This window comes from Peribacillus frigoritolerans (genome assembly GCF_030676415.1).
In the GTDB taxonomy this organism is placed as follows: Bacteria; Bacillota; Bacilli; order Bacillales; family DSM-1321; genus Peribacillus; species Peribacillus frigoritolerans_A.
In genome coordinates, this window is the sequence record NZ_JAUUTW010000006.1 from 38,373 (window position 1) to 52,041 (window position 13,669).

13 protein-coding genes are annotated in these 13,669 nt (G+C 40.3%); 10 read left to right on the forward strand and 3 right to left on the reverse strand.

Going from position 1 to position 13,669, the window contains the following annotated elements; genetic code table 11:
* Positions 1-176: 176 nt before the first annotated feature.
* Positions 177-2,135 carry an FAD-dependent oxidoreductase gene (locus Q8G36_RS07825; RefSeq protein ID WP_305159510.1) on the reverse strand — a complete coding sequence of 653 codons (1,959 nt, stop codon included), beginning with the start codon at positions 2,133-2,135 and terminating at the stop codon, positions 177-179.
* A gap of 337 nt (positions 2,136-2,472) precedes the next feature.
* Between Q8G36_RS07825 and Q8G36_RS07830 the strand changes: the two genes are divergently transcribed.
* The 5 genes from Q8G36_RS07830 to Q8G36_RS07850 all read left to right on the forward strand — a co-directional run bounded on the left by Q8G36_RS07830 (position 2,473) and on the right by Q8G36_RS07850 (position 8,254).
* Positions 2,473-4,239: a sigma-54 interaction domain-containing protein gene (locus Q8G36_RS07830; RefSeq protein ID WP_305159511.1), complete on the forward strand. Its 1,767-nt coding sequence runs from the start codon at positions 2,473-2,475 to the stop codon at positions 4,237-4,239.
* A gap of 96 nt (positions 4,240-4,335) precedes the next feature.
* Positions 4,336-4,476 (forward strand): hypothetical protein, encoded by a 141-nt coding sequence (locus Q8G36_RS07835; RefSeq protein WP_214793556.1) that lies wholly within the window; start codon positions 4,336-4,338, stop codon positions 4,474-4,476.
* Positions 4,477-6,078 (forward strand): sodium:solute symporter family protein, encoded by a 1,602-nt coding sequence (locus Q8G36_RS07840; protein ID WP_305159512.1) that lies wholly within the window; start codon positions 4,477-4,479, stop codon positions 6,076-6,078. It begins immediately after the preceding gene.
* Between the two features lie 335 nt (positions 6,079-6,413).
* The gene (locus Q8G36_RS07845; RefSeq protein ID WP_305159513.1) at positions 6,414-7,076 is read left to right on the forward strand and encodes a YiiX/YebB-like N1pC/P60 family cysteine hydrolase; all 663 of its coding nucleotides are present in this window, start codon (positions 6,414-6,416) and stop codon (positions 7,074-7,076) included.
* A 122-nt stretch (positions 7,077-7,198) separates the two neighbouring features.
* The gene (locus tag Q8G36_RS07850; RefSeq protein WP_305159514.1) at positions 7,199-8,254 is read left to right on the forward strand and encodes a hypothetical protein; all 1,056 of its coding nucleotides are present in this window, start codon (positions 7,199-7,201) and stop codon (positions 8,252-8,254) included.
* 122 nt (positions 8,255-8,376) lie between these two features.
* Here the strand turns inward: Q8G36_RS07850 and Q8G36_RS07855 are convergent, their stop codons facing one another.
* Positions 8,377-8,871, reverse strand: coding sequence for a L,D-transpeptidase family protein (locus tag Q8G36_RS07855; RefSeq protein ID WP_305159664.1), 495 nt, complete (start codon positions 8,869-8,871; stop codon positions 8,377-8,379).
* Positions 8,872-9,076: 205 nt separating this feature from the next.
* Here Q8G36_RS07855 and Q8G36_RS07860 point away from each other — a divergent pair, with 205 nt between their 5' ends.
* The 3 genes from Q8G36_RS07860 (at position 9,077) to Q8G36_RS07870 (ending at position 10,881) form a co-directional block, all read left to right on the forward strand.
* A complete protein-coding gene (locus Q8G36_RS07860) occupies positions 9,077-9,415 on the forward strand; it encodes a hypothetical protein (protein ID WP_048687716.1) in 339 nt (112 codons plus the stop codon).
* A gap of 165 nt (positions 9,416-9,580) precedes the next feature.
* The gene (locus Q8G36_RS07865; protein ID WP_305159515.1) at positions 9,581-10,306 is read left to right on the forward strand and encodes a ZIP family metal transporter; all 726 of its coding nucleotides are present in this window, start codon (positions 9,581-9,583) and stop codon (positions 10,304-10,306) included.
* 212 nt (positions 10,307-10,518) lie between these two features.
* Positions 10,519-10,881, forward strand: a complete 363-nt coding sequence (locus tag Q8G36_RS07870; protein WP_305159516.1) for a hypothetical protein — start codon at positions 10,519-10,521, stop codon at positions 10,879-10,881.
* A gap of 112 nt (positions 10,882-10,993) precedes the next feature.
* On the opposite strand, the gene Q8G36_RS07875 is transcribed toward Q8G36_RS07870, so the two are convergent.
* Positions 10,994-11,917, reverse strand: coding sequence for an NAD(P)-dependent alcohol dehydrogenase (locus tag Q8G36_RS07875; RefSeq protein WP_305159517.1), 924 nt, complete (start codon positions 11,915-11,917; stop codon positions 10,994-10,996).
* A gap of 265 nt (positions 11,918-12,182) precedes the next feature.
* Between Q8G36_RS07875 and Q8G36_RS07880 the strand changes: the two genes are divergently transcribed.
* Positions 12,183-12,752: a dihydrofolate reductase family protein gene (locus Q8G36_RS07880; RefSeq protein WP_305159518.1), complete on the forward strand. Its 570-nt coding sequence runs from the start codon at positions 12,183-12,185 to the stop codon at positions 12,750-12,752.
* Between the two features lie 399 nt (positions 12,753-13,151).
* The gene (locus tag Q8G36_RS07885; protein WP_305159519.1) at positions 13,152-13,664 is read left to right on the forward strand and encodes a DUF6773 family protein; all 513 of its coding nucleotides are present in this window, start codon (positions 13,152-13,154) and stop codon (positions 13,662-13,664) included.
* Positions 13,665-13,669: the final 5 nt, after the last annotated feature.

Here is a 13,669-nt window from a genome sequence, read left to right on the forward strand (position 1 = left end):
AATATCCAAGGCTCTGAATGAGTAATACTTGTATATCAGGGCTTTCTTTTTATGCAAAAAATAACTGCCATTTCATACATAAATTACTTGTCAAATACATACTTCAGTAGGATTTTTCTTTTAGGAAAAGACTCAACCTCAAAAAAAGACATTCCACCAAGGAATGTCTCTACCCTCTATAAACTAATCACACTCATCATCCCTTCATGCGTCGCTTCCTCTATCGTACGCGGGCCAAGGCAGTCTCCTATTTGTTTCACGATGGGAGCATGGCCTTTCATTTCTTCGAATAGTTCTGTATTGGGAATGCGGCCAAGGGAGAGGACGATGGAGTCCCAATTGGTTCGTTCTTCTTTTTGTTGGGTGAATAGATTCCGGATGATGACGTGATCATCTTTGATTGCCCCGATATCGTAATGGGGTAGGAGTGTGACGTTTAGGTTGTATAGTTTTTTTAGGTATTCATTCCTGAGATATTGGTGGACGGTTTCACCGATGTGCAGTCGTGATGATATGAGTGTTACTTGGTGGCCTTTTTCAGCTAGATAGATGGCTGCTTCCATGCCAGGCCAGTCACCGCCAAAATCGAATACCAGTACGTTGTCCCCAACTTTTTTAGTTGAGCTGAAAAGGTCATCACTCATGATGATCCGTGGGTCATCGATTCCTTCGATGGCTGGTGTATAGGGACGTGATCCTGTTGCACAGATTATGGCGTCCGGGTTCGATTCGGATATTTCTTGGGTGGTTGCCGTTTTACCTAATTGCACATTTATGTTGCTTCTCATTAATTTCCGGGAGTAGTTATCGAGCATCGATTCTGCGAGTTCATGCCTCATGGGAGCTTTGCGCATGGTGCGGAGCAGGCCGCCGATTGATTTGCTTTGATCGATCAGTGTAACGGAATGACCGAGTGAGTCCGCTGTTATCGCTGCCTGTAATCCGCCGGGTCCGGCGCCGATCACCAGGACATTCTGTTTGTTTCTCTTTTTCTTTAATTCTGGTAAGATCCATGCTTCTTTACCTGTTGTCGGGTTTTGGACACAGCCAATCGGCAGTCCTTTATGATAGTGACCGATACAGGCTTGTAAACAGCCTATGCATGCATCGATTGCTTGCAGGTCGCCGTTTTTTGCTTTGTTGGGCATGTCAGGATCGACGATTAAGGCCCTGGTCATTCCCACTACATCGGCTTTTCCGGTTGATACGATCTGCTCAGCTTCAACGGGGTCGACGATTCGATTGCCGACAAAGACTGGTACGGCTCCTGCCATCCTGATTTTGAATCCATGTGGTGATAGGTAAGCGTGCTTTATGGGTGATGGCGGCACGATATGTGTTGATCCCTCGAAGGTGCTGGAATCTCCGGCTGTGACATTGATGAAATCCAATCGGACCTTTTCTGCGAGATACTCGACGATTTGCACGGAATCCTTCATCGTTGTCCCGTCCATCGTCAGTTCGTCTGAACTCATGCGAATGCCGACGGTAAAGTCTTCCCCGACTCTTTCCCATACTTTCTCCAATATTTCCATGATGAATCGCATCCGATTTTCGAATGAACCGCCGTAGAGATCGGTGCGCTTATTTGTATTTAGTGACCAAAACTGGGCAGGAAGATATCCGTGTGAACAGCAAATTTCCACTCCATCAAGTCCGCCTTCCTTTGCCAGCCGTGCTGAATGGGCGAACCCTTCAATCACTCCTTCAATATCCTCTAAGCTCATTGGTTTTGGCATGACGCCGAAGCGCAGACTGGGAACGGCTGATGGCGCCCATGCTGCATTTCGGTAGTCGCTCGAAACGACTTCCCTTCCGCCATGAAATAGCTGGGAGAAAACCTTCGTTCCATACTTATGGAGCGTTTCGGAAAGTTCTTTGTAGGATGGGACAATCCTTTGATCATATCCTGCGATCGTTTTGGACGTAAGCATGCCGGATGGATGTACGGATGCTGCTTCAAGAATGATCAATCCGACGCCCCCTTTCGCGCGGGCTTCATGATAGGCCACCATATCCGAGGTGGGGATGCCGTCCGTGACATGGTTTGTTTGATGGGCTGTACTTAAGATCCGGTTTTTTAATTCGGTAGAACCGATCGTTAAATGGGTAAACAGATTCTTGAATTGTGCCATGATCATGACCACTCCCTAATGTTAGATAGAATGAGAGTATAGAGGGCATCCATTCGCCCTCTACCTATCCCTATACAGGTTCAATATGCAATAACCATGCCGTTCAGGGAATGGTGATGAAAATAGTTTTTTTACTTTCATAAAGAGGGTATGGCCCATGAAACGAGTATTTTATATATAATAACTGAACCTTTTTTGGAAACTGGTGATTCATTATAGGTTCAGGTTCGAATCGGTTGATATATGGACATTCTTTGCTTATGAGAGGATCACTTATTTTTAAACGTATCAAAGAGTGTAACAAAAACGGTTCGAAATCAAAATATGGGGTGATTAGGTGGATACGGTATTAAAAAAAGAATCACTGATTGTATTTTCCGATATTTCTATTTTGGATGTAAAAGCATTACTGAAAATACATTCCTCTCCTTTTATTGTCATGAAAAATCACTTGGAAATCCTCGGCATATTGGAGGAAGGTTTCTTTTTGAAGCAGTTGGATAGTGAGGGTCAAAATCAGGAAATCACGGCTTATCTTAATTCATCATTTGTCATCGTGGAGAATCTAGATAAGCTAAGTGAAGAGGATAAGAGCATCTATGATTTTGTGATTCAACATGGCGATAACCAATATAGATGCTATCCGATCTCTGAAGTCAGGGAAATGCTGCTTAAAAAGCAGATGAAGAGCTTAATAAGTCTAAATGAATCACTGCAGAAAGAGCTGGAGGTGACAAGAAAGAAGGTAAAGGAGCTCACACAAATCCTGCATTCCAGCTATGATGAGATTTTCGTGACGGATGCCAACGGGAACACGTTATTCGTAAGTGAAGCGTGTAAGAAGCTTACAGGGCTACCGCCGGAGGCCTTTATTAATAAGAACATTAATGAGTTAGTTGAAAAGGGTTTGATCGTCAATTCGGTTACATTAAAAACGATGAAAACGAAAGCGATCCATTCAGCGGAGCAAACCTATCCGCATGGCTTGACTGTATTCTGCACAGCGAAGCCGATTTTTGATGAAGAGGGGAACTTATATAGAATCGTTTCGAATTCCAGGGATATTACGGAATTGGTTGAGATGAAGAGTCAATTGAACAGGGTGAACCTTAGGAGCCAGCGGGCCCAGCATGAAAATTCAAGAACCGTTTCGTTCAATAACTTCATTACAAATTCCGCTAAGATGATAAAGGTTTTGGAGTTAGCTGAAAAAGTGGCCCCGATGGATTCATCGATCTTCATTCATGGAGAAACCGGGGTCGGGAAAGGGGTTTTAGCAAGGATCATTCATGATCTTAGCAAAAGAAAGGATAAGAAATTCATTCAAGTGAATTGCGGTGCGATTCCATCCGCTTTAATTGAGTCCGAGCTGTTTGGCTACGAAAGCGGTGCCTTTACGGGAGCCAATAAGCACGGGAAACAAGGTCTTGTTGAGAGTGCTGATGGCGGCACGCTGTTTCTTGATGAAATCGGGGAAATGCCACTCGATATTCAAGTGAAAATCCTGCATCTGGTCCAGGACAGAACGTTCATGAAGGTGGGGGGAACCAAGGAGAAAAAGGTGAATATTCGTATTATCTCCGCTACGAATAAAGACTTGAAGCAAATGATCAAGAATAATCAGTTTCGTGAAGATCTATATTATCGGTTGCATGTCGTTCCAATGGAAATACCGCAGCTGCGTGAGCGAAAGGAAGATATTCTATTATTAACCGATTATTTTCTGAAGAAATTCAATGAAAAATACGGTCAATCCATCACTATAGATGATCATTCCAAGTTAATTCTGCAGCTGCAGGATTACCCGGGTAATGTTCGGGAATTGGAAAATGTAATTGAACAAATTGTTGTGACGGCCAGGAAACCTATCGTAACGATAGAGGATTTGCCTTCCGATTTAACCTACAAAGATACGGCGCTAGTCAATTTAACAGGAATCATTCCCTTGAAAAAAGCGTTAGAGGAAACGGAAAAGCAATTATTGTCCCAGGCCCTTTCTACATATAAATCAACCCGGAAAATGGCCAAAGCCCTGGAGGTTAGCCAAACGACGATCATGCGCAAACTTGGTAAATACCAATTTATTTATGATGATGATAAATAAAAATTATCTTCAATTAAAATCTGAATATTCAAAACTTGGTATGGTTATTGCATATTGAACTATTGATTATTTCTATTTTGATAAGGGGGTCAAGAAATGGGTGAGTTAATTTTCTCTTTAAGTTATGGGGGTTCCTTAATTGTCATGGGGTGGATCACGAAGGTTTTCCTAGTAAAAATGAAAAAGAATCAAGAAGAGATAAAAGCAAAAGATCCGATTGAAAAGGTGGGGATGTAAGTGGCCTTTCTACTTGGCATTATCGTATCCTTTTGTGTTTATGTCTCGATCGGCATCTTTTTATTCAGGAAAGTGAAAAGCTCAGAGGAGTACTATGTTTCTGGTCGAAGCGGAAACACATTGATGATAACCGGTACGCTTGTTGCCTCTTTCCTAAGCACCGTATCCTTCATGGGTGAAGCGGGATTTTCCTATGAAGGGTATCCAATCCTGCTGCTTATCCTCGTAATTTTTAATGCAAGCGGCTATATATTCGGAGTGTTTCTGTTTGGCAGGTATTTAAGAAGAAGCAAATCATTGACCGTTCCTGAATTTTTTGGTAACCGCTTTCATTCAAAGAAGGTAAGGCTGGCGGCTGCGATCACGACGATTCTCGGTATCGCTGCATACTTGGTTGCCGTTACTCAAGGGGCAGCCGTTTTATTGGCCGAGGTTTCTGGTGTTTCCTATCCAATGGCCCTGGTGATCATGTGGGTCGTGTATTCATCCTTCACCATTCTCTCAGGAGCGAAGGGGGTCATGGTCAATGATACGGTGATGTTCTTTTTATTCTCAATCGCAACGTATCTTAGTTTTCCTTATATCATCAAATCCGCAGGCGGGTTTCCTGATGCCGTTACGAAAGCGGCAAATCTTGCTGAACGGCCTGATTTATTAAGCTGGCATGGCATTACCGGACCTGCCGCAACGATGGGCACACCTTGGGAAGCGTTGGCCTGGGCCGTCATCATGGGCTTAGTCTGGGGCATTGTTATAGCAGTGAGTCCATGGCAAAGCAGCCGATATTTAATGGCAAGAAATGAACACGTAGCCATCAGGGCTGGCGTTTGGGCCACCATATCCATTTTGACCGTCTATTTGTTCCTCCATATCAGCATATCGACAATCACCACCATCAAAGCGGACATCGCACCGACGGAAAAGGTATTCATTTGGGCAGCGATGAATATTGTCCCGACATGGCTTGGAGTCATAATCGTTAGCGGCATCATGGCTGCGGCATTATCTTCCTGTTCAAGTTTCCTTCAGATAATAGGAAGCAGCATTACACGGGATATCATGGAACAATCACGAAAAAAAGAATATACAGATCACCATCTATTAAGGGCCAGCCGCATTTCCATGGTTGTGATCAGCTTGATCATCTTATTGATTGGATTATTCCAGCCGCCTGCCGTCATGTGGATTGGCTACTTTGCGGCTACATTATTTGCGGCATCATGGGGGCCGATTGCCATATCAAGTGTATTTTCAAAGAAGGTAACGAAAGAAGGAGCCTTTTGGAGTATCGTATTCGGCTTCTTTGGTGTGATACTCGGAGAAAGCCTCGGTATGTTCGGAATAAGCCTTCCTGTCTACTTTAATCCTGTAATCATCGGTTTAATCCTAAGCATAGGTGCACTGATACTTGGCTCCAAGTATGGAACGATCACCATCGAAGAAAAGGAGTTTCATGCAAATATCCTTCAAGTCCCCATTGAAATAAACGAGCAAAAAGAAATGAACATCACCCGCAGATACCCAGCCTATTTAATGATCAGCGGCGTCATGATCATCATGGTTACGCTAGTGTTTTATTATTGGCCCATCAATATGAATTGAGTGATAGAACGAAACTATTGTACTGGCAGGGGAAATCCCTGCCTTTTTGTGCGGGAATTTGTGATAGTAAAAAAACTTCCCCCATCATGCTACCTTTTCCTAATCTCCGTTTACCCTACCATCAACCCATTACTTTTAGTTCGCACTAAAAAGCACATATACACAGAATTATCATAATTTTGAAAATAATAGAAAGTATTTAGTGGTACTATGGAACTAGGATGAAAATCATGGTTATTTAATAAGGAGGGAAGATACTTTGAAAACTTAAATTAAGCCAAATAGCCATATTATGAAGTTGAACTTAACCAAAATATCTTAAGGGAGTTGTTTTTATGAAACTGAAAAGAAGCATATCCATATTTTCATCCCTTGTTATTCTTGGAATATTTTCGACACCAACATTTGCAAGTGAGAAGGAACCTAATACAAAAATGCCATCCATAGAAGAACAACTTCATGATTTTCAGGAGTTTGAGGAAAGTATAAATAATGGTGATACCAAAATATACAATGATAAAGAAGTGGATGCAAGCTTGAAAAGTGCTCCTGAAACATTGGCTACATCAGGAACCTATCCGACTAGAAAGGGAGTTATTTTAGTAACCGATGGTCTTAGAGTGGATAGCCTTGTTGGTCATGCAGGAATAGTTACTAAGAAGGGGCAAGCGATCGAAAGCTTTCCGGATGGTGGAGTTCAATATAACTCTGCTAAATGGACTACAAGATACAAAAAAGTTTGGGGAGTTACTACTTCTGGTACCTCTGCTTCTCAGGATGCAGCGGCAGCCGATTGGGCTGTTTCCAAAAAAGGAAAGCCATATAATATGAACTTCTTTGATATTGAAAATACAAATAAGTTCTATTGCTCTCAATTAGTATATAAAGCGTATAAAACGAAAACGGGAGTCAATGTAAACTGGTTAGGTGGAATTGTAACACCTGCTGATATAGTAAATACCACTAAAACGTATACAATTTATAAGTTTACTAAATAGTTTTATTGTCATATATAAACAATGTGTATATATAATTGTCAAAAATGTTCAGCTTCATAATATGTCTATTTAATTTTAAAAACGGTGTAAGCATCAAAAAAAATTTTAAAGGATGCTAATTTATGAAAAAAATCATGTGTCTTATATGTACCATGATAGGGTTATTATTAACGGCAAGCTGCAGTTCTCAAGCGAGTGATACCTCGATTGAAAATTATAAGTATGGGGTCATTTTATCAAACCAACAACTGAATGGTAAACTTCAATTATATGATGAGGAAGGTAAGTTTCTTGGCAGTAAAAAACTAAAGGCAAGTGGTATAGATGAAAATGGTGCCTCAGCTTTAACTGGACCCTACTATGTTAATGGAAAATGGTATATTGGCGCTTGTTCAGATTTAAAAGCTCAAGATTTTATTTTAGAGATAGATAGTGAAACGTTGGAAGTGAAAAAGATCCCATCAAATATTGGTGAAATGTATAGTTATACTGGATTTTTAATTCAGAAAAATAGGCTATATACATTTTATTCAGCACCAGGTGAATCACCTATAATCAAATCAAGTTTATCTGATCATAAAAAGATCAAACAAATCGTAATAGAAGACGATAGTGTATTGCTCCATTTGATCCCTTATGGAGAAAAACTCGTACTTATATCTGATAAGGCGGGAAAACAAGGTATGAAAATACGAATTTTAGATGACGATACGTTTAATATAGAAAAGGAATATAGGATAGAGGATTACTCAGTTTCATATGATGCTGTACTAAAGGGTGATAAATTGTATATGATCCCCAATAGCGATGAAAATGATTCTTCGACAGATAAAGTAATCGTAAATGATTTACTGAATGGGAGCAAGGAATTGCTTGAATTGCCCTTTAACGATCCAAGATATTTAAAGGAAGTGGATAATAAATTATATATTGTAGAACAAGATTTAGAATCCGATCATCATTCCATTGCCATAATGGGAATGGATGATCATCAAATAGAAGATGTAGTTACTTTTAAACATACAATACGAGACGTCGTAATAGATAAAGATACTATGGTATTAAGCAGTGATGATAAAGTATATGTATATAATATAAATAATTTTGAGTTGATCAAATCATTTGATATAAAAACGGATGATCATTTGATGTTTGGCAGTTTATTGGTAAAACCTTAATAATGTAAAGAAAACAAAGTAAGAAAGACCAGTACTCTAAATTTTAGGGACTGGTCTTTCTTATGAATATGAAAAAATAGAGGTTAAAAAAGTGTACAGGTTTCCCTACACACTTAAGAAAATTAAGGATGAATCGTAACCAATGTCCCGATTGGAACAGTCCTTGATAATTCCTCCACGTCCCGATTATGCATGCGAATACAGCCTTTTGAGACAGCTTTACCAATCGAGCTGGGGTCATTCGTTCCATGAATGCCGTAGTGCTCCTTGGATAAACTCATCCACATTGTCCCGAATGGGCCTCCGGGGTTGGGGGCTTTATTGATAATGATGAACTGTCCTACTGGTGTACCGGACAGCATTCTTCCAACGGCAATTGGATATTGCTTTTGCAGTACTCCATTTTTTAGCAGCCTAAGCCTGCGATTGTTAACGGACACATCGATCTGAAACGGAATGGTATCAGGAGGAGGAAAACCAGGGATAACAATGGGCTGACCAATAAAAATGACATTTGGGTTTATGGTCGGGTTAGCAGTGATGATTTCAGATAGCGGTGTACGATAGTCCCTGGATATCTGTGTCAGTGTTTCACCTGGTTTAACTGTATGAATCAGTCTGAACACCTCCATAGGTTATAGTTGTCATGTTTCATTCTATGTGATTTTTCAAAAGTGTTTCATAACTTGTTGTAAGCTGTTATCTGTTTTTAATAAAACTTATATGTTAAGTAACTAAGCCGAAAAGAAACCGAAATGAACTTTTGATACAATAAGTTTTTATCGAGATGGATTTTTGTTAGTTAAAGAGGGGGAAATAAGGGTGGAGGAACATGTGAAAAAGGCTTTAGTAGAATGGAATGAAGAAATCAGTGATGTGTTAAATGGGATAGAAAAAGAGTATGAAGAAGTAAAGCGTGAACTTCAGGTTTATTCCTATAAATTCAATATTACCAAACAGGTTGTACAATCCACTATAAATGATGAAATTATTCGAAACATCCGCGAGCTCTATCATAAACCTTTTGAACAAAAATTGAATGAATTGAAAGAATCGATAAAAGAGCTGGAAGAAAAGAGAAAGGTTTTTCAAATGTTTGTCGATAAAATCGAAAAGGTTAGTGAAAGAGAAGAAGGAAAACCGCAAATATCAGTCATATAAGGCGGCGAAGAATAGGATACTCAGAACTCTCTACTATTCTATACACAAAAACCATGGCAGCGAATAGAACTGCTTTTTTTTGCTGGAATAGCAAAAAGCGGCCCCTTGTTTACCCCAACATCAACCCGGGTACACTATCCTATAAAAAGGAAATGGGGGGATTCTATGTGGAATGCGGTCTTTTGGGGAGGGGTTTCGGGTTCTGCCGTCCTGCTTGGTGCACTTGCCGCCATCTTCATACCGATAAAGAAAAACATCATTGGCTATATTATGGCTTTTGGTACGGGTGTATTGATTGGTGCCGCGGCATATGAGCTGCTTGCTGATTCGGTGAGTGATGGAGGAATTTGGGCGACAGGGATCGGATTCATCGCAGGGGCCGCCGTATTTACCGCCTTGGATTTTCTTATTTCCAAAAAAGGGGCGGATAAGAGGAAACTGTCCAATAATAGCTCTTCGAAGGAAGCGGGCTTAGCCATTTTCATCGGGACGGTGATGGATGCCATACCGGAGTCGATCATGATTGGCGCAAGCTTAATAAGCGGTGGCTCGGTAAGCTGGTTATTGGTCATTGCCATCTTCATCAGTAATATTCCGGAGGGGCTCTCAAGTACAAGCGGTCTGCTCAAAAGCGATTATTCGAAGAAGAAAATCATGCTGCTGTGGTTTTCCGTCCTGCTCATTTCAGCATTATCTTCGATGTCGGGCTATCTATTCCTCGATCATGCCCCGGACTATGTCCTGGCAGCGATGGCAGCCTTTGCAGGCGGTGGCATCATCGCCATGATTGCCTCAACGATGATGCCAGAAGCATATGAAGACGGAGGACCGATCACGGGGATATTCACTGCAGCCGGCCTGCTTATCTCTTTGGTCCTGGATTCAATGTGATTACGAAAAGTGAGATTGTCCCCTTGGAAGAAAAGGGGGCAATTTTTTTGTTTGGATAGTTAATCACGGGTGCATTTTATAAATCTATCATAGAAGGAAATGCGCTGCGAAATAGGGAAATCTATCTCTAAAAAGAATTGCTGGTGTTAAAATATCATTTCAAATCATACACTCTTCATATATTGGATTTGGACATTGAGGAGATGTTAGAAATGAACTTCGAGATGCAAATGGCGAATATGTTGGCTGATAATATAAATGGTTTCATTACATTCGTCCGGGAAAATCATGAAAATGAAAACAATTGCTTTTGTTTAAATAGAGATAAATTGTATCAATTGAAACTTCTTGTTGAGGAGTTTAAGTTTCAAGTTTTGGCAGATGAACTTAAACGAATCAATCGGTTTACCTGGGATGAAAACTACACGCATTTATTAGTCGATAGATTCAGAAAAGGGATGGGCATCATTGAAGAGTACGTAGAAAATAACTACAGCGATTTATTCATTTTTACCGCTAGACTTTACACTTTGAATAGCCTCAGCTTAACATTTTGCAAGGAGGAATGTCTGTGATGAAAGTGGACCCCAATTATATAAGAATTATGACGTCATACCCCTTCAGATCCGATTGTCTAAGGGGTATTTCCATGTCCAAAAGGGTAGTTAAAACATGTGCAAGGTTTTGTCAGGGTTTATCATGATGAACAGTTATGACGACATTTCCCTTTTTATGTCCTAGTTCTACATATCTATGAGCCTCGGGAATCTGTTCCAGCGGGTAGCGTTTATCAATGACCGATTTTAACTTTTCTGTTTCGATTAGCTCTTTGAGGAGTAGTAAATCTTCCGTACGTTCCTTTGCTATCCCTTGTCCTTCAACGGACACGTATCGCCCATTTGGGGTCAGTGCTTTCTTGCAAGCGGCTTTCGAGCTTTTCCCGACTGCATCAAAGATGATATCATATCGCTCTTGTCTTTCCGTGAAATCCTCTTCCGTATAATCAATTACCTTATCGGCTCCCAATGATTTCACCAATTCAAAATTAGCGGCACTGCATACTGCGGTAACTTCTGTTCCAAAGTATTTGGCAAGCTGTACGGCTGAAGTGCCTACCGAACCGGATGCACCGTAAATGAGGACTTTTTGTCCCTCCTTGATATTGCCTTTTCTGAAAAAATGCAGGGCTGTCGTTCCCCCAAAAGAAACGGCGGCGGCTTCCTCATAGGTCATATTGGCAGGCTTCATTGCCATGGGCCCGTCTTCAGGTAAACAGGTGTATTCGGCATGGGCTCCAAAATTCATTCCAGTCATGGCAAAAATCTGGTCACCTTTTTTGAATTTTTTCACATTCTTCCCTGTTTCCTCTATTTCCCCGGCCAACTCCACCCCGAGTATCGGTTTTCGCGGTTTTCTTAGACCCAAGAAGATCCGCATCGGCAGCCATAACAAGAAAGGGCTCTTGAAACTCCGGACTCTTATGTCCCCTGAAGCCACTGTTGCTGCATGAACCTTTACCAGAACTTCGTTGTCCTTGGGCGTTGGTTTTGCTACCTCTTTGAGTTCCAGTACATCGGGTGAACCGTATTTTGTGCATACCATTGCTTTCATCGCGAGTCTCCTTTGTTTTTGATACAATCTTTTAATACTATGATAGAAGCTGTAATATAAAACTACATGTTTGCGAAACGGAAGAAACTTTTGAATGAATGCTTAAAAGCAGTAGGAGTACGTTCAATTCGGATAATGCCGCGAAGGCTGCGGCTTTGCTGGTACACGATTTGTCCGGCTTAGGCCAGACGCAAGTGTTGAGCGTTCGAAGCCTTATGATTTTTTCCAACAAGGGAAATTCAATAAGACAAAAGGAGATAAAAGTATGGCCATTAACGAAAGACCAAGAAGAATAATTTTAGATTTAGCAGTTACTTTAGATGGATTTATTGAAGGGCCGAAAGGAGAAGTTGACTGGTGCATTATGGACCCTGAAATGGGGTTCATTGATTTCTTAAATGATATTGATACTATTTTCTTTGGGAGAAAAAGCTATGATTTATGGGGACAATATACTCCGGAAAATGAGGTTTCTGATACTGAAAAAGAAATTTGGAAATTAATTCATGGCAAAGAAAAATGTATGTTTTCTAAAACTAAAAAAAGTACGGATAATAAAGTGACAATCATAAAGGATAATATTGTTGAAAAAGTAAATGAATTAAAGAAAAACCCTGGTAAAGACATCTGGCTTTATGGCGGGTCAAGTCTTATTACATCTTTTATAAGATTTGGGCTGGTTGATGAATTTAGGTTATCTGTTCACCCTGTTATTTTAGGGGAAGGAAAACCTTTGTTTATTGACATAAAGGAGAGATTGAATCTAAGACTGGTTGATACAAAAAGATTTTCCTCTGGCGTTGTTCAACTTTGCTATCACCTTAATGAAGAGTAATCGATAAGCATAGTGATATGCTTAATCAAAGGTGAAAATAAATTTATTCTTCAACTAATGGGGGAGTTTGCGGAATAATGATCATTTAGATAAAAAGAGTAACTCCATTTGATTTTCAAAATGGAGTTTTTTAAAAATCATGAATTCACGAGTAAAAGCCTAGAATTCACGAGTAAAACGCCAAAACTCACGAGTAAAAGCCTAGAATTCACGAGTAAATCCCCAAAACTTACGAGTAAAACCCTAAATAAGGCTAGTGAGGTATCCATACTTGATGTATGGGTACCTTTTATTATGTGCATTGCAATATATATTTTATTAAATGTAATATATATGTTGCGAAAAGTTAAATAAATCATATAATAAGGGTGAGAGATGGAATTAAATGGAGGTCGATCGATGATGAATGTATTTAAACGTCCGAAAAAGATCACGGATGAGCGGGTTGAGAATGTAAGAAATAAAATTTATAAAGAAATGTATTACGTCATCTTGGCTATTTGCCTGGTGAGTGCACTTTTCAAACTATATAAATATGGTGCAGGCAGCGGAGAGTTATATCTGGAATTCGCAATCCTTGTTGCTGGAGGGCTGTATTACTTAGCCCGTTCCATTTTCTTAGGTGTATTCTGGGATGAAGTGGAAATGCATGACAGCACCAGCAAAACACCGATGAGCAGGAAGACGATTCTTGGTACGGTTGCTTTAGCACTGATCATCGCTATATTCATGGGGGTGAATAGTGCTGTATCCTATGCGGATAGCAGTTCCCAGGGCGTATGGTATTTTGTATTGGTATCATTTATTTCCGTTATGATCTATTTGCCGATTTTACTTCTGTTTTTTGGTGGTATATACTTGCTAGCGAAGAAAATCGGAATGAAAAATAGCGAAGATAATAAGAAATTGTAGGTGCC

Bases quoted from the DNA above. Each gene is read 5' to 3' on its own strand.
- Q8G36_RS07870 (WP_305159516.1), top strand. From the start codon at position 10,519: ATGAACTTCGAGATGCAAATGGCGAATATGTTGGCTGATAATATAAAT.
- Q8G36_RS07835 (WP_214793556.1), top strand. From the start codon at position 4,336: ATGGGTGAGTTAATTTTCTCTTTAAGTTATGGGGGTTCCTTAATTGTC.
- Q8G36_RS07865 (WP_305159515.1), top strand. From the start codon at position 9,581: ATGTGGAATGCGGTCTTTTGGGGAGGGGTTTCGGGTTCTGCCGTCCTG.
- Q8G36_RS07880 (WP_305159518.1), top strand. From the start codon at position 12,183: ATGGCCATTAACGAAAGACCAAGAAGAATAATTTTAGATTTAGCAGTT.
- Q8G36_RS07875 (WP_305159517.1), bottom strand. From the start codon at position 11,917: ATGAAAGCAATGGTATGCACAAAATACGGTTCACCCGATGTACTGGAA.
- Q8G36_RS07850 (WP_305159514.1), top strand. From the start codon at position 7,199: ATGAAAAAAATCATGTGTCTTATATGTACCATGATAGGGTTATTATTA.
- Q8G36_RS07825 (WP_305159510.1), bottom strand. From the start codon at position 2,135: ATGGCACAATTCAAGAATCTGTTTACCCATTTAACGATCGGTTCTACC.
- Q8G36_RS07885 (WP_305159519.1), top strand. From the start codon at position 13,152: ATGATGAATGTATTTAAACGTCCGAAAAAGATCACGGATGAGCGGGTT.
- Q8G36_RS07845 (WP_305159513.1), top strand. From the start codon at position 6,414: ATGAAACTGAAAAGAAGCATATCCATATTTTCATCCCTTGTTATTCTT.